This window comes from Ochrobactrum sp. Q0168, assembly GCF_016427605.1.
Lineage (GTDB): Bacteria > Pseudomonadota > Alphaproteobacteria > Rhizobiales > Rhizobiaceae > Brucella.
Genome location: NZ_JAELXQ010000017.1, coordinates 1 through 14912 on the forward strand (window position 1 = coordinate 1; position 14912 = coordinate 14912).

The following is a 14912-nucleotide window of genomic DNA, read 5'->3' on the forward strand; positions in this document are numbered from 1 at the left end:
AAATGGTAACAGGGTTGCCGTAAATCGCGCAGAATCCCACGCCATCTCGTTTCGAACTGCGACAAAGCCGCTGCCAATCCAACACCGGATTGGCAGCGGCAGTTCCTGTTGCTGACCGGCAATCAACTTCATCTGGCACCAGGCGATCATCGGTGTGGACAGGCGCATCAATTTTTCTGATCGTTCCGCCGTGCGACGATTCATGCGATCAGATCTGTCGTCAAAATCGCGGGATGGTTCAGAAACCTGCCGTCACTTTGATCGGAAGAAGCGGTTGTAGACTATCAAAAATCTGCCATATCAATGTGCGCTGGGATCGGTTGTTGGAAGCTATCTCAAAGGCCTATGATGGTGACATCGTGATGATCGATAGCACCTGTTCGTATTCACCAACATAGGGCAAAGGAAAAAATGGGATGCCGACGATTGTTGCATAGGACGTTCCCGTCGCGGGCTCACATGTAAAATCCACGCAATTGTTGATACAGCAGGCCGTCCGATCAATCTTTGCCTGACGGTTGGCAGAGTTGCTGGCTGCTCTCAGGCTGAAGGCCTCATGGCTTGTATCAAAGAACGCGGCACGCTGCTTGCGGACAAAGCTTAAGATACCGATGCAATCGGCAAGATCATAGCATCCTACAAGTTATGGGCTACTACCCTCCCAAATCCAACCGCGAGGGCGTCTTCGCGTTCTCATTATGGGTTATGGTCAGAGAAATCTGGTCGAGCGGTTTTTTATCGCATCAAACACTATCGCGGTACTACCACGCGTTACGACATAAACTGCGCCAATTCCGCGCTGCAATCAACTCATCGCATTGGGCATCGGGTGTATCAGTTTGAGGATATGTCGCGGAAAGTGCGATCAGTCCAACTTCAGCGCCAGCTCCTCGTTTAAGGTTTCTGCCGCGTTTGTGAATCTTCTCCCTCGAGCAATATTGACAAATCGAAATTAATATAGACTATTGTTAATATCGATAAATAAATATCGCATAGCGATAACAGGAAATCAATGTACGACCCGTTAGTTCATGCCTATCCCGATAGTACACAAGGCAGTCCGGACTCCTACTGGCTTAAGGTTAGCGGAGAAGCGCCCGCGGATGATGGCCCGGTCTCCGGTGATATTGATGTCGATGTTGCGATCATCGGTGGTGGCTATGCCGGGCTATCAGCGGCGCTTTCGCTCGGTCGTGATTACGGGATCCAGGCCACGCTGTTGGAGGCAAAATCCACGGCGTGGGGGTGTAGCGGACGCAACGGAAGTTTTTCTCGCATATCTGGCGGGCGCGTTTCCTGGCCGACATTCGTCAAAACCTATGGGGCCGACGCGGCGCGTGCTTATTTTTCCGAGCTGACGGACGGCTTGAATACCGTTCGAAACCTGATTTCTGAAGGTGGCATAGAATGCGATAAGCAACCTGATGGGGTCTATAAGGTCGCCACCTACAGCTCCCATACAGAGGCGCTTCGGCGGGAAGAGGAACTTTACAACAAGGTTTTGGGATACCCTGCCAGATATGTCGAGAAATCTCAGCTTGTCGGCGTTCACGAGGGGCCTGAGAGCCATGGCGCTCTCTACCTGCCGGACGGCTTTTCGATCAATCCCTTGAAGCTCGCGCGCGGGCTGCACCGCTTGGCGCGAGAGCATGGAGCGCGTATTCACACAAACTCTCCAGTTACAGGGTGGTCGAGCTCTGGCAGTCGACATCAACTGATAACCCCCTCGGGTGTAGTGCGCGCCAAGGCTGTGATCGTGGCAACCAACGGCTACACGTCATGGCGTCTTCACAGCCAGCTTGCCGCCCGCGTTCTTCCGGTGCATTCGCAGATTATCGTCACTGCACCCATGACCGTGTCGCAAGTCGAAGCGACTCTGCCTTCCGGCGACTGTATGTTCGACACGCGCAGTCTGCTCTTTTATTATCGACGCCTGCCGGACAATCGCATCTTGTTTGGTGGCCGCAGCGCTATTTCGGGGAAGGATGCCGAGGCCCCGAAACACCAGAAGTATCTTTACGATGCTATGGTGCATAAGTTTCCAGCGATCTCGGGGATTCCAGTCGATCATTGGTGGGGCGGGTGGGTCGCAGTTACCCGAAACTCGCTTCCATTCTGCTATGAAGTTCCGGCGCTTGCAAATGTTTACACGGCAGGCGGCTATGCCGGAAGCGGGGTCTCCTTTTCCACGCATCTTGGAATGAAACTCGCAATGATGGCCGCGGGCAAGCCGTATAAGACAACGGTTCCCTTCCTTGGTAAGGAGCCCGAACAATATCCCTTCGCCAGCTTCATCCGTCTTGGCCAGTGGATGGCCTATCGTTGGCTCCATGCGAAGGATGGACATGAAGCCCGGAAAGCGGGATGAGATGGCGATGAAAACTATTGCTAGAGAACGTCACATTCGGGATCGAAAACTATGACAGATGCAGAGAACTCTCCGCTTTATGTGACAGCCCTTGCCAAGGGACTGTCTGTTCTTTCTGCGTTCGAAGTGTCCCGACCTGCCATGAATCTGCTTGAGCTGGCGGCGGCCACCGGGTTGAACAAAAGCACAGTCCAGCGATCGGTTTTTACGTTGGAAGCCCTTGGCTATCTCGCGCGTGAAGATTCTTCAAAACGCTACCGGCTGACGGTAAAGTCTCTGGAGATTGGAACAGGCTATTTACAGACCAGCGAACTGATTGAGCGCGCCAATCCCTATCTCCAGCAGCTCAATCGGCAGACTGGGGAGAGCTGCAATCTTCTTCAGCCGTGGGGCACCGACATGGTCTATGTCGCACGATTCACCAGCCACAGGGAAATGCCTATTCATGTCCCAATAGGGCAGCGTTTGCCAATATACTGCACGGCGGCAGGTCGCGCTTATCTGTCTGCGCTCAAGACTGAGGAGGCAAGCGATTACATCGCCCGTTCCAGGCTCGTCGCGTTCAATGCGAATACGGTTACGGATCCGGAAAAGATCCTCGATCTGGCGGCCAAGGCGCGCACCGAGGGTTTTACCCTGATTACCGAGGAAATCTATGTCGGCGATATCGCGATAGGCGCCAGCATCGTGAATGCTGACGGACAGCCGCTTGGTGCAATCAACATATCGGTGCCCTTCAGCCGCTGGCAACCGGAACAGGTGCGCAAGGAACTGGCACCTCAACTCGTCAATACCGCACGAGCGATATCGAGCGCTACCAAAGGTTTGAAGCCGTCCGCTACGGGAACGATTTCTCAGGAAAACAAATAGGAGAAGCAATGCCAATCCAACGTTTCGAACCCAATGGAAAACGCCTTAGCCATGTGTTGGTTCACAATGGAATTGCCTATGTGACGGGACAGGTTCCGGCAGATCGAGCGCAGGACGCTGCCGGTCAGACAGCGCAGGTTCTGGCTCGTATTGATGAGCTGCTGGCCAAGGCTGGCACCGACAAGTCGAAGATATTATTCGCTCAGGTGTGGCTGAAGCACGTTGTTGCTGATTTTGCTGCGATGAACAAGGCATGGGAAGATTGGATTCCGGAAGATGCTCTCCCCACGAGAGCGACAGTCGAAGCGAACCTTGCAGCGGAAAACATCCTTGTCGAGATCGCGGTGCAAGCCGCTGTCGGCAACTGAGACGATCTGAACAAAAAGCCGATCCACATAAGAACAAAGAATGGGGAACTGATGAAAACGAAATTAGCAATCGCGGTGGCCGCCGTACTTTTTGCAGGAACAGCCGCAAACGCCGCCGATACAACGCTCACAATATCGAGCTATGGCGGCGCGTATCAGGAGGCGCAGTCGAAGTCCTACTTCCAGCCCTTTATGGCACAGAATCCGGGCATCAAGATCGTCGAAGACACGTCGTCGAGCAACGCCAAGCTTAAGGCCATGGTCGAGACTGGCAATGTCACGCTCGATCTCTTGCTGACTGACGACAGCTTTGGCCTGGATGCAGATGCAAAGTGGCTGGAGCCGATCGACTATTCGATCGTCGACCGCTCTAAATTCATTGAGGGTGCCGCCGGCACATATCGGGTTGCATCGGACATTGAGGGCACGGTTGTCGCCTACAATGCACAGGAGTTTAGCGGTGATGCGCCTAAAGGTTTTGCAGACTTCTTCGACACGAAGAAGTTTCCCGGATCGCGCGCGGTCTGGAAATATGCGGCTTCGGGTATCTTTGAAACCGCACTTCTGGCCGATGGCGTAAAGCCGCAGGATCTTTATCCGATTGATGTGGACAGGGCGCTAAAGAAGCTCGACACCATCAAGACAGATATTGTGTGGTGGGACAGCGGTTCGCAGGCAGAACAGTTTCTGGCCAGCGGTGAAGCTACCATGGGATTGGTATGGGTTGGTCGCGCGCTGAATGTTGCGGACAAGGGCATCAAGATCGACTGGACAAACTGGACGTCGCAGACTGGCTTCTGGGTCGTTCCAAAGGGCACCAAGAACAAGGAAGCGGCCATGAAGGCCATCAACTTCTTTACCGAGCCCGCCCAGCAGATTGAGTTTACGAAGTATATGCCGTATGGCCCGTCGAACAAAAACGCTGTGACTGCGGTAGACGCTAAATTCAAAGGTAGTCTCCCGACCGATCACCTCGATACACGCGTTCTTATGAACGCCGACTGGTGGGCGGAGAACGGTGCGAAGGTAGACCTTCGCTTCCAGGAATGGCTCCTCAAGTAAGCGATCCTGATGGCCCGCCCCGATTTCGGACGGGCCTCACCTTCAACGTGTCGGAAACAACATGACCGCGACCATTCACGACGATCACAGCGCACGCACGGGAAGCTCTCTAGGAGCCTTGCGATTATCGCCGACCTTTTGGCTGCTCGTCCCGTCAATCCTGTTTCTTTGCCTCTTCTTCGTCTTTCCGCTTCTGAAGCTGGTGGCCATTTCGGCACCTGACGGCAGCCTGGAATTCTATCGTCAGATATTCACGACATCGCTTTTCCTGCGTGTAATCGGTGAGACATTCAGGGTATCGTTCATCGTTATGTTCGTGACCGTCGCGGTTGCTTATCCTTATGCATATGCGATGGCGCATGGTGGACGCTCCGCGTTGCTGCTTCTAACCATCGCATTGCTTATCCCGTTCTGGGTCAGTCTGCTGCTGCGCAGCTTCTCCTGGATTGTGCTGTTGCAGAACAGCGGCCTGATCAACCAGTTCCTTATGGGGATCGGGTTGATCGACAGACCATTGCGTCTCATCCGTACGCCATTGGGCGTGATGATCGGCATGGTACATATTCTGCTGCCCTATGCTGTCTTGCCTCTTTATACGGTGATGAAGAAAATCGATTTGCGCCTGCTGGAAGCCTCCTCAATTTGCGGCGCATCATGGTTGCGCGGCTTTGCCCGGATCTATTTTCCATTGTCGCTGCCGGGTGTCATGGCGTCAGCGATATTGACATTTACACTGGCGCTTGGCTTTTACATCACGCCAGCCTTGCTTGGTAGCCCGCGCGACATGATGATCGCTCAGTTGATTGCGGGGCAGTTCAACGAACAGCTCAATTTCGGCCTTGGCGCGGCGCTCGCCGTTGTGCTGATGGCGCTGACTGCTATAGCGTTTGGGTTTTTTGGTCTTCTCCGCAGCCTGATACAGTGGCGCGGTGCCAAGCGGGGAGTGGCTTGATCATGGATCGCGTTCGTTGCTTTCTCTTCTGGGGCTTCGTTGGGCTGACTGCATTGTTCCTGCTGGTGCCAACGTTGATCATCGTGCCCATGTCGTTCACAACGACCTCGACGCTCGAATTTCCGCCGGTTGGCTTTACCATGGATTGGTATGGAAAGGTTCTGGGGTCGCCAGACTGGCGGAGCGCCTTGCTCAACAGCCTGACCGTCGCCTTTGCCGCATCGGTTCTTGCAACCATCGTTGGCACGGCTGCTGCGCTGGCGCTTCATTCAAGCCGGTTCTTTGGCAAGACGGTCGTTCTGGGACTGCTGCTGAGCCCCATGGTAACTCCGGTCATCGTTCTGGCCGTGGGCATGTATATGGTCTTTTCGGGTTGGGGGCTTGTGGCCACCCGTCTCGGTCTGGTGCTCGCGCATAGCGTACTTGCAATCCCGTTCGTGGTCGTGTCCGTGTCGGCAAGCTTGCGAATGGTGAATCCGTCGCTTGCTCCGGCCAGCCTCGGCCTGGGCGCCGGCCATTGGTTCACCTTTCGGCGCGTGACATTACCGCTGATCAAGCCCGGTGTTCTGTCGGGCGCGGTCTTCGCCTTCATCACCTCGTGGGACGAAGTGGTCATCGCCCTGTTTCTCGCCGATGTTCAGACCCGCACAGTGCCGATCATGATCTGGAACCAGGTGCGCACCAATCTCGACCCCGCCACGGCTGCTGTCGCTGCGATCCTCATCGCAATATCGGCACTGGGCGTCCTTCTTTCGTCCAAATTCAGGGAATCCAGATGATGAACGCCACCCTTCATAAGACCGTAGAAGCGGCCATGAAACTTGATGGCGTCTCGAAATTCTATGGAGACGTCAAGGCACTTGATAACGTATCTTTCGAACTCCACAAAGGCGAATTCCTGACAATGCTCGGCCCCTCGGGGTCGGGCAAGACGACATCGCTGCGCGCAATTGCCGGTTTCATTCAACCGTCATCGGGGCGTCTTTTTATCGAAGGTCGAGACATGACCTCCGTTCCACCACAGAAGCGCAACATCGGCATGATGTTCCAGGATTATGCGCTATTTCCACACATGACCGTGTTGGAAAATGTTGGTTATCCGCTGGAGACGCGTGGCGTAAAACGTGCCGAACGTGAAAAACAAAGTATGCTGATGCTCGAGATTGTTGGTCTCGCGCATTGTGCCAAGCGCTATCCGAAGGAAATGTCCGGCGGCCAGCAACAGCGCGTGGCGCTTGCCCGCGCGCTTGTCTTCAAGCCGGACATCGTGCTGCTGGATGAGCCAATGGCGGCGCTCGACAAGAAGCTGCGAAGCCAGATGCAGATTGAGATCATGCACATAACGCGTCAGGTGGGCGCGACCGTCGTATCCGTCACACATGATCAGGAAGAGGCGCTCGTCATGAGCGACCGGATTGCCATCTTCAAGGACGGGCGTCTTGAACAGATCGGAACGCCGCATGAACTCTATCTTCGTCCATGCTCGGAATTTGTTGCCGATTTCATCGGGGAGGCCAATCTTCTATATGGCACTGTCCGCTCTGAAGGCAGCTCTGTCGCCGTCGCGGGCAATGGATGGCGCGTAACCTTGCCTAAGGATGCTTCCCGCTCAGAGACCCTGCTTGATGGGCGTAGCACTTGTGTCGTGCTTCGCCCCGAGCGTATCGAAGCCGTCATTGGCGGTTCCAATGGCGACAATGCGGGTGAGGGCGTGATCGAGGACAAGATCTATCTCGGTGTCGAATACCGCCTTGTTGTTCGAATGGACGATGGCAGCAAAGTCAATGTCCGCAGCCGCGATGTGGGGAATATAGCGGCGATGGCCCAGGGCAGCCGTGTTGGCCTCAAATGGGCGGCCAGCGACGTCGTGATCATCTGCAAGTGACGGGAGGTCGCGGGAGGATGAGCGAAGAAGATCGAAAGACGGGCATTTCGTTTCTCTGGAATGGCTCGAAAGTCACGGCGCAGCCGGGCGACAGTGTGGCGGCAGCACTCTGGCGGGCAGGCGTTACCACGCTGACCCGTTCCCGCAAGCTGCACAGACCGCTCGGCTATAGTGGTTCTTATCTGACGGGCGTGCTTGCGCGGGTTGATGGACGTCCCAATGTCCGACTGGATCAGATTGTCGCGCGCCACGGCATGGTCGTGGAAATGCAGAACACGTGGCCGTCGGCCCGTTTTGATGTTCTTCGACTCGCTCAACTTCTGCCATCCAAGGCAGTTTATGGCGGCTTCGAGCACGGCGACTGGATGCCGAAATCTGGTCTGGCCTATCGCCTGGCAGAGCGCGGTATGGCCAATCTGGCGGGCGTCGGCCGGCCAGCAAAAGTCTCTCTCCAACCGCAGGCGATCCCCGGTGAGCGGATTGCCATCGATAGTCTCGTCATTGGCGGTGGCCCAACCGGCATTTCTGAAGCCAATAGGCGGGCTGCGAAGGGAGAAAAGGTTGCGCTGGTTACAAGAGGCGAAAGCCTTGCGCGTCTCGCGACTACGATGGGCGGTGGGGTCGAAGCGCTTCATTCTGGTGTGCACCTGTTTTCAGGGATGGAGCTTTTCGGCGTCTACCGCGAAGGGGCGCTTATGGTCGGGGCACCACACGACCATAAGCGGAACGCCGTCGTGTTCGAGCCGCGCGAGACAGTACTGGCGACGGGACGCCGTTCAATCCCGCCGCTGGTAAGAGGCAGTCAGTTGCCAGGGGTCATGGATGTGCACACGGCGCTTCAACTTGCTGCTGTTTTCAAGACGATGCCAGGACAGCGGGTAGCGGTAGTTGGCACTGGAGCGCAGATTAATGTAGCCGGTCGTTTGCGTGAGCTTGGCGTAAACGTTGTGCATATCGGGCACGTGCAGGAGCTGCAGGAAATCTGCGGGCGGACGCATGTCAATGCGATACGGGCGATAACTCGGATCGCTTGCGATGCGCTGATCCATGCTGGCCCATGGCGCGTCGATCCGAGCCTTGGATTCCAGGCATCAGGCGAAGGTATTTTTCAGGTCGAGGCGAGACCGCTGCCCGGTCGCATATCCGTCGTGGGCAGTGCTGCCTTGGGTAATGAATGCATATCGGCGAACCCGAATCTCCATCCAGAGACGCTGATATGTCCCTGTATGGATGTGACAGCTGGCGAACTCTATTGTCACATAGACAAGGGTGAGACAGACCCTGAAGTCCTCAAGCGTTTGACGTCGTGCGGAATGGGCACCTGCCAAGGCTTTCCTTGCTGGGAACACATGATCGCAATGCTTGCTGCGCGCGTCGGCGGCGATCCGGAGAGCTTCGCAAGACCCACGCATCGACCGCCCCGGCGCTCGATTACCATCGCACAGGCGGCCGGACTTGCAGGACTTGTGGAGCCAGACCAATGAGTAATAGCCTCCCAAAACGAGCGTCCGTTGTTATCATTGGCGGCGGTGTGCAAGGATTGTCCGTCGCGTTCAATATGATTGAGCAGGGACAACGCGATATTCTCGTTCTCGATGCGGGGTATTGGCAAGGCGGCGCATCCGGTCGCAATGGCACATTGATCCGACCGGGTTTTGCATCCGTTGCCTGGACAGAATTGTTTGTCCTCACGGTGAACGAATGGCAGAGCTGGTCAAAACGCCTTGGCGAAAACGTCATGTTCACCCGGCGCGGCTATTCGGTTGTCTCCGAGCAGGAAAAGAGCGAGGCCATGTTGCTGGAGGGGCTGAAAGTTCAAAAGAGCCTCGGCGTTAACAGCAAAATGCTATCGCGAAGCGAGATCGACGATCTGCTTCCGGCGATCAACAAGTCCCGTGTCCGCGCAGTGCAACATCAATCCGATGGCGGCGTGGCCCCCCATCACGCTGTGATGAAGGCATTGCTTGCATTTTGCCAGCGAAACAACGTCGATGTCAGATATCGAACGAAGATAACGGACGTGGAGAAGACTTCAAACCGTGTGACTGCGGTGCTGGTCGGTGACCATCGTATTGAAGCGGACTGCGTCGTGTCGTGCGCCGGACCCAACAATCCAGACATCGCGGCGCTGGCGGGCGTGGAATTAGACGGCTTCGGCATGCGTATCGAAGCCATGGCATTGGAGCCGACACGACCGCTGATCAAGCCCGCAATAGCGCTGATCGACAGCCTCGCATATTTCCACCAGACGTCACGTGGTGAGGTTGTGGGCGGCACCGAAGTGCCTGAAAGACCTCGCATGTCGCTGAAGGTGGATATTCCTGTGATGGCCAATATGGCCAAGATCTACCTCGAAATGTTTCCCCAACTGGGCGAGGTGCGCATCTTGCGCCATTGGGCGGGGCAGCTTCATGCCTCCTCGGACTACGCTCCTTTACTGGGAGAACATCCAAATCTCGATGGACTCTGGTTTTCGGCGGGGTGGTCATACGGCTTTGCCGGAGCGCCTGCTGCCGGTAAGCTGTTAGCCGAGGCTATCGTCAAGGGCCGCGTCGACCGCCGTATGAAGCCATTTGCACTCGACCGCTTCGAAATAACCGGGCCCATCATCGAGGGGGGCATTGTGCTCGCCTGATATCGACTTCTCCGAACGTTAATTCGTACCGTAATGAAAGGCCAATTCCCATGAGCAATCATGAACGTTTTTATATCAACGGCGAATGGGTTGCACCAAGCGCACCGAAAACACTGGATGTCATCAATCCAGCCACTGAAGAGGCCTTCACGCGGATTTCCGTAGGCTCGGCGGCAGACGTGGACAAGGCTGTTGCTGCGGCAAAAGCGGCGTTTGCAACATTCTCGCTGACCACCAGAGAAGAGAGGCTTCTTCTGCTCAAGCGCGTTCTCGATGTTTACAATGAACGCTTTGAAGATATCGCGCAGGCCGTTTCGGCAGAAATGGGCGCGCCTATCGCTTTCGCCCGCGACGCGCAGGCTTGGGCGGGGCGGGGGCATCTTGAGGCCACCATCAAAGCTTTTGAAGATTATTCATTCAGCGAGACGCGCGGTACGACGCGGATCGTCAAGGAACCGATTGGCGTTTGTGCGCTGATAACACCGTGGAACTGGCCGCTCAATCAGATCGTCTGCAAGGTCGCGCCGGCAATTGCCGCTGGTTGCACCGTAGTTCTGAAGCCTTCTGAGATTGCCCCCATTTCCGGCATCCTATTTACCGAAGTCATGCATGCTGCCGGTACGCCAAAGGGTGTGTTTAATCTGGTCAATGGAACCGGGCCTGACGTCGGACAGGTGATGGCGGGGCATCCCGATGTCGATATGGTTTCCTTTACCGGATCTACGCGCGCAGGCATCATCGTCGCAAAGGCAGCGGCAGATACAGTCAAGCGTGTTGCACAGGAACTTGGTGGCAAATCAGCAAACATTATTCTTCCAGACGCCGACTTCGAGACCGCTGTCACGAAAGGGGTGAACGGCTGTTTCAGCAATACCGGCCAGTCCTGTGATGCGCCGACGCGTATGCTCGTGCCGAAGGATCGACATGATGAGGCTCTCGCCATTGCGAAGTCTGCTGCCGAAGCGCTCCGCACGGGTGATCCGCAGGCAGCGGATACCAAGCTCGGCCCTGTCGTCAGCCAGCTGCAGTTCGACAAGATCCAGCGTCTGATCGGATCCGGCATAAGCGAAGGCGCTACGCTCGTCACAGGGGGACCCGGCAGGCCCGATGGACTAAATCGCGGCTATTATAGCCGACCGACTGTTTTCGGCCATGTCGACCCTAAAATGACAATTGCGCGGGAAGAAATTTTTGGTCCCGTACTTTCGATTATACCGTATGAGGATGAGGATGACGCGGTTCGTATCGCAAACGATACCGTTTACGGGCTCGCCGCTTACGTGCAGTCAACCAATATTGAACGCGCGCGGAACGTAGCATCGCGGATGCGAGCAGGTTCGGTCTATCTGAACTATCCGGACTGGGACACGTCAGCATCATTCGGTGGTTACAAGCAATCCGGCAATGGCCGAGAATATGCTGATTTTGGCATCCACGATTTTCTCGAGATTAAAAGTGTTGTGGGATATGGAATGGACTGATGATGGGGGACATTTGAACCGTCCGAGATGATGCCTAACTCATCGGGTTGCGTCATAAACAAGGCGAGAGCGTCCATCGATCTTCGGACGCTCCACGTTGTTTTCTTTGACTATCAGAATGCGAATTCCGCATAATGAAACGTGCTGGCTAGTGCAGGAGTCTCTGCGCGTAGTAGCGACCTACATATTTCATTCATCAGTAGACACCTGCGACCGTTACCGAACGCGACGAGATCCAATAGAATGGGAGAATGCATTTTTTTGTTTCGCGAAACGCTTCTGGCATTGACCAGAGGTAAGCGAGAAATTGGAGATGCCATTCAAAACTCTGACTCGCAATCTTGTAACGTCATGGAGCGTTTGATTTTAGGCCGGATATACAGCTTCAGTGCGGTTTTACTTGAGATAGTGAATATGAGGACGACCGCTATAGGGAGAAGGTTCCACGCGCGCATCAATCGAGAAAACTTGCTTGAGAATATTCTCGTTGATTATTTCTTCCGGTGTTCCCGAAGCGACGATCTTTCCAGAAAGCATAACGATCAATTCATCGCAGAACATGGCTGCATGATTGAGATCGTGCAAAGCAATGATGCTCGTGATGGGTAGTCCGGAAACCAGCTTCAACAAGCTCATTTGGTGCTGAACATCGAGGTGGTTGGTAGGTTCATCGAGGATGAGTTCTTTCGGCATCTGCGCAAGCGCTCTTGCTATATGGGCACGTTGCTTCTCGCCGCCTGACAGGGTTTGCCATTGGTCGTTCTTCTTAGCCATCATGCCGGTACGTTCGATGGCATCCTGAACAGCTGTCTCGTCCGCGCCCGTCCAGCCAGAGAACATCGATCTGTGCGGAAAACGACCAAGTCTCACAACGTCCATCACCTTGAGATTGGCGTTTGTCGTTGCGTGCTGCTCAACAAAAGCAACACGCTGCGCGACGCTGCGTCGGGCGACAGCATTGATATCTTCTCCATCAAGCACGACGCGCCCGGAGTAGGGGCGTTTTAATCCCGCAATCAGACGCAGCAAGGATGTCTTGCCAGAACCGTTTGGTCCCAAAAGTCCCAGCATCTTTCCGGGCTTCGCTTCGAAAGACACATCGTCGATGACGGCTTTCTTGCCAATTTTCCAGACAAGATTTTCGGCTTTGATCGTCATGATGGGCGCTGAAACCGGTAAAGTATGATCGAAAAGAACGGCACGCCGACGAGGGCGGTCACCACACCGATGGGCAAGACCTGCTGCGGTATCAATGTACGCGAAGCGATATCGGCCAGCACCATGAAGATTGCTCCGGCAATGGCACACGCGGGTAACAGTCTTATGTGCAGTGGCCCGACGATGAAGCGTGCAGCATGAGGGACAACGAGCCCGACAAAGCCTATTGAGCCGACCATGCTGACGATGGTGGCCGTCATCACAGCCGTGAGCGCAAAGAGAACAATCCGTGCACGGCCGACATTCACGCCCAGCGAGGAGGCGGCCTCATCCCCGAAAGCAAATGCATCCAGAACATGGGCATAGAGAAGGCAGGCGATTAGACCGAGGGTGATGACAACGGACACCAGCATGAATTCGGGCCAGCGAACGCCGCCGAAGCTGCCAAGCAACCAGAACATCACGTCGCGGGCCTGCTGCGCATTGCCGGATGTGGTAACGATATAGGATGTGGCTGCGTTGAACAGCTGGGATGCAGCGACGCCCGCCAGAATGGTACGATCCGCTCCGCCCCGTGTACCATTTGAGAGAAGGGCAACAAAGAAAAAAGCCGCAAACGCGCCAACGAATGCGCCTGCCGACAATGAAACAACGCCAGCGCCGATGCCGAGAATGACGACCGTTACAGCGCCAGTTGATGCGCCAGCCGAAATACCAAGAACATAAGGCTCGGCAAGCGGGTTGCGCAAAAGCGACTGCATGATCGCGCCGGAGAGAGCGAGGCCGGCGCCGCAAAATGCCGCTGCCAATGCGCGGCTGAGCCGGTAATCCCAGATCACCGTCTCATGAATGCGATTAAGTTCCACTGAACTCCATCCAAGGCGATTGGTTATCGCTGCAAAGGTTGTCGATAACGGGATCGGCAAGTCGCCAATTCCGACGCTGATCCCCACCACAAATCCGATTGCGACAAGCGACGCCAGCAGCATTATGCTGAAAGCGCCCCAATGCCTCAAAGACTGGCCGGAAACACTCACTTGAGAATACCAAGTGCTTTCAGTTTTTCTGCGACCTGTTCGGCACCATAAATCGAGCGGATGGTCGGGTTCATGGCCTGACCATCCATGACGGCTATTGCCTTGTTCTTGACAGCAGGCATCTGGCTGACCGCAGGGTCGGTGTTGAGAAACTGAATCTTGGCTTCAGGCTTGTCGAGTTCCCAACGATTACGGTCGAGATTTGCAACAACAATCACATCAGGGTTGGCGGCGATAATGCTTTCCCAGCCAAGCGTTGGCCATTCAGCTTCCGCCTTGACGGCATTCTCGCCGCCCAAAATATCAGCGATGAAGCTCGAGGCGCCCTTTCCGCCCCCCAAATAGGCGTCTGCCGATGGTGACGGGCTGGAGAACCAGAATAGGTAAGAAAGCTTCTTGCCGCCCGCAGGTACACTTGCGCGCAAAGCCGTCTCGCGCGCCTTGAGGTCGGCGATGAGCGCGTGACCGCGATCCGAAACATCGAAAATCTGCGAAAGCTCATCGATCTCCTTATAAAGAAGATCCATGGTCCACAGCTTGTCGCGGCTGCCATATTCATCCTTGACTTGGTCTGTGCTCAGGCAGGTGCTCGGCGAAAGATAGGTTGGAACGCCAACCTTGTCGAAATCGTCGCGCTTTGCGACCTTGCTATTTGGCCCGATGAGGCTTGGAAGAGCTGACGCCACGAAATCCGGATTCTCGGCTAGGATTGATTCAAATGTCGGGAACTCAACGGTTAGAAGCTTCACTTTGGAATTGGCAGGTTCGAGCTGCGGCAAAACCTTGCTTGGCCAGAACGCCGTTCCTGCCATTTTATCCTCAAGGCCCAGAAGCAACAATATTTCGGCGCTATTTTGACCAAGGCCGATGGCGCGTTCCGGCGCTTTTGCAAAGGTAACTTTCGTTCCGCAATTGTCGAGGGTCAGCGGAAAACGTGTGGCCGCGTCCGCTGGGTTGTTCTGGAGAGCGAGCAGGGCAACAAAGCTCGTAGCGGCCAGAAGTATTTTCAATGCGGTCACTGATAGTATCCTGAATTGCGGGTCGTGGTTTATCGTTAGCCGTGTGAAACCTGCTTCTCTATAAGCTGAATGTGGTT

At 55.2% G+C, this 14912-nt stretch carries 14 protein-coding genes and 1 pseudogene; 11 read left to right on the forward strand and 4 right to left on the reverse strand.

The features are described 5' to 3' along the window. Nucleotides 1-204: hypothetical protein (locus tag JAU75_RS23955; RefSeq protein ID WP_210339362.1), on the reverse strand; the 204-nt coding region annotated here is incomplete at its 3' end. Nucleotides 205-311: 107 nt separating this feature from the next. Here JAU75_RS23955 and JAU75_RS24135 point away from each other — a divergent pair. The 11 genes and pseudogenes from JAU75_RS24135 to JAU75_RS20215 all read left to right on the forward strand — a co-directional run. Next, a pseudogene (locus JAU75_RS24135) lies at nt 312-778 on the forward strand (IS5 family transposase); the annotation flags it as partial. 234 nt (nt 779-1012) lie between these two features. Further along, nucleotides 1013-2368: an FAD-binding oxidoreductase gene (locus JAU75_RS20170; protein ID WP_199058259.1), complete on the forward strand. Its 1356-nt coding sequence runs from the start codon at nt 1013-1015 to the stop codon at nt 2366-2368. A gap of 51 nt (nt 2369-2419) precedes the next feature. Next, nucleotides 2420-3238: an IclR family transcriptional regulator gene (locus tag JAU75_RS20175; RefSeq protein ID WP_199058261.1), complete on the forward strand. Its 819-nt coding sequence runs from the start codon at nt 2420-2422 to the stop codon at nt 3236-3238. Nucleotides 3239-3246: 8 nt separating this feature from the next. Then, on the forward strand, nt 3247-3606 hold the full coding sequence (locus tag JAU75_RS20180) for a RidA family protein (protein ID WP_199058262.1): 360 nt from the start codon (nt 3247-3249) through the stop codon (nt 3604-3606). Between the two features lie 51 nt (nt 3607-3657). Further along, a complete protein-coding gene (locus JAU75_RS20185) occupies nt 3658-4668 on the forward strand; it encodes an ABC transporter substrate-binding protein (RefSeq protein WP_199058264.1) in 1011 nt (336 codons plus the stop codon). Nucleotides 4669-4729: 61 nt separating this feature from the next. Continuing rightward, nucleotides 4730-5620, forward strand: coding sequence for an ABC transporter permease (locus JAU75_RS20190; protein WP_199058266.1), 891 nt, complete (start codon nt 4730-4732; stop codon nt 5618-5620). 2 nt (nt 5621-5622) lie between these two features. Next, nucleotides 5623-6399, forward strand: coding sequence for an ABC transporter permease (locus tag JAU75_RS20195; RefSeq protein ID WP_199058268.1), 777 nt, complete (start codon nt 5623-5625; stop codon nt 6397-6399). Then, nucleotides 6399-7505, forward strand: a complete 1107-nt coding sequence (locus JAU75_RS20200; RefSeq protein ID WP_199058271.1) for an ABC transporter ATP-binding protein — start codon at nt 6399-6401, stop codon at nt 7503-7505. Before JAU75_RS20195 ends, JAU75_RS20200 begins: the two co-directional genes overlap by 1 nt. A 17-nt stretch (nt 7506-7522) precedes the next feature. Further along, a complete protein-coding gene (locus JAU75_RS20205; RefSeq protein WP_199058273.1) occupies nt 7523-8989 on the forward strand; it encodes a 2Fe-2S iron-sulfur cluster-binding protein in 1467 nt (488 codons plus the stop codon). Next, nucleotides 8986-10140, forward strand: coding sequence for an FAD-binding oxidoreductase (locus JAU75_RS20210; RefSeq protein ID WP_199058275.1), 1155 nt, complete (start codon nt 8986-8988; stop codon nt 10138-10140). Before JAU75_RS20205 ends, JAU75_RS20210 begins: the two co-directional genes overlap by 4 nt. 50 nt (nt 10141-10190) lie before the next feature. Next, nucleotides 10191-11621 (forward strand): aldehyde dehydrogenase family protein, encoded by a 1431-nt coding sequence (locus JAU75_RS20215; protein ID WP_199058277.1) that lies wholly within the window; start codon nt 10191-10193, stop codon nt 11619-11621. A 396-nt stretch (nt 11622-12017) separates the two neighbouring features. Here JAU75_RS20215 and JAU75_RS20220 read toward each other — a convergent pair whose 3' ends face one another. From JAU75_RS20220 to JAU75_RS20230, 3 genes are read right to left on the reverse strand one after another with little or no spacing between them, the layout of a single operon-like run. After that, the gene (locus tag JAU75_RS20220; protein WP_199058279.1) at nt 12018-12779 is read right to left on the reverse strand and encodes an ABC transporter ATP-binding protein; all 762 of its coding nucleotides are present in this window, start codon (nt 12777-12779) and stop codon (nt 12018-12020) included. Further along, nucleotides 12776-13768, reverse strand: a complete 993-nt coding sequence (locus JAU75_RS20225) for an iron chelate uptake ABC transporter family permease subunit (RefSeq protein ID WP_210339363.1) — start codon at nt 13766-13768, stop codon at nt 12776-12778. Before JAU75_RS20225 ends, JAU75_RS20220 begins: the two co-directional genes overlap by 4 nt. A 44-nt stretch (nt 13769-13812) precedes the next feature. Then, entirely contained in the window at nt 13813-14835 is a 1023-nt protein-coding gene (locus JAU75_RS20230; RefSeq protein ID WP_199058283.1) for an ABC transporter substrate-binding protein, read from the reverse strand. Between the last annotated feature and the right edge of the window lie 77 nt (nt 14836-14912).

Bases quoted from the DNA above. Each gene is read 5' to 3' on its own strand.
- JAU75_RS20170 (WP_199058259.1), top strand. From the start codon at position 1,013: ATGTACGACCCGTTAGTTCATGCCTATCCCGATAGTACACAAGGCAGT.
- JAU75_RS20175 (WP_199058261.1), top strand. From the start codon at position 2,420: ATGACAGATGCAGAGAACTCTCCGCTTTATGTGACAGCCCTTGCCAAG.
- JAU75_RS20180 (WP_199058262.1), top strand. From the start codon at position 3,247: ATGCCAATCCAACGTTTCGAACCCAATGGAAAACGCCTTAGCCATGTG.
- JAU75_RS20185 (WP_199058264.1), top strand. From the start codon at position 3,658: ATGAAAACGAAATTAGCAATCGCGGTGGCCGCCGTACTTTTTGCAGGA.
- JAU75_RS20190 (WP_199058266.1), top strand. From the start codon at position 4,730: ATGACCGCGACCATTCACGACGATCACAGCGCACGCACGGGAAGCTCT.
- JAU75_RS20195 (WP_199058268.1), top strand. From the start codon at position 5,623: ATGGATCGCGTTCGTTGCTTTCTCTTCTGGGGCTTCGTTGGGCTGACT.
- JAU75_RS20200 (WP_199058271.1), top strand. From the start codon at position 6,399: ATGAACGCCACCCTTCATAAGACCGTAGAAGCGGCCATGAAACTTGAT.
- JAU75_RS20205 (WP_199058273.1), top strand. From the start codon at position 7,523: ATGAGCGAAGAAGATCGAAAGACGGGCATTTCGTTTCTCTGGAATGGC.
- JAU75_RS20210 (WP_199058275.1), top strand. From the start codon at position 8,986: ATGAGTAATAGCCTCCCAAAACGAGCGTCCGTTGTTATCATTGGCGGC.
- JAU75_RS20215 (WP_199058277.1), top strand. From the start codon at position 10,191: ATGAGCAATCATGAACGTTTTTATATCAACGGCGAATGGGTTGCACCA.
- JAU75_RS20220 (WP_199058279.1), bottom strand. From the start codon at position 12,779: ATGACGATCAAAGCCGAAAATCTTGTCTGGAAAATTGGCAAGAAAGCC.
- JAU75_RS20225 (WP_210339363.1), bottom strand. From the start codon at position 13,768: ATGCTGCTGGCGTCGCTTGTCGCAATCGGATTTGTGGTGGGGATCAGC.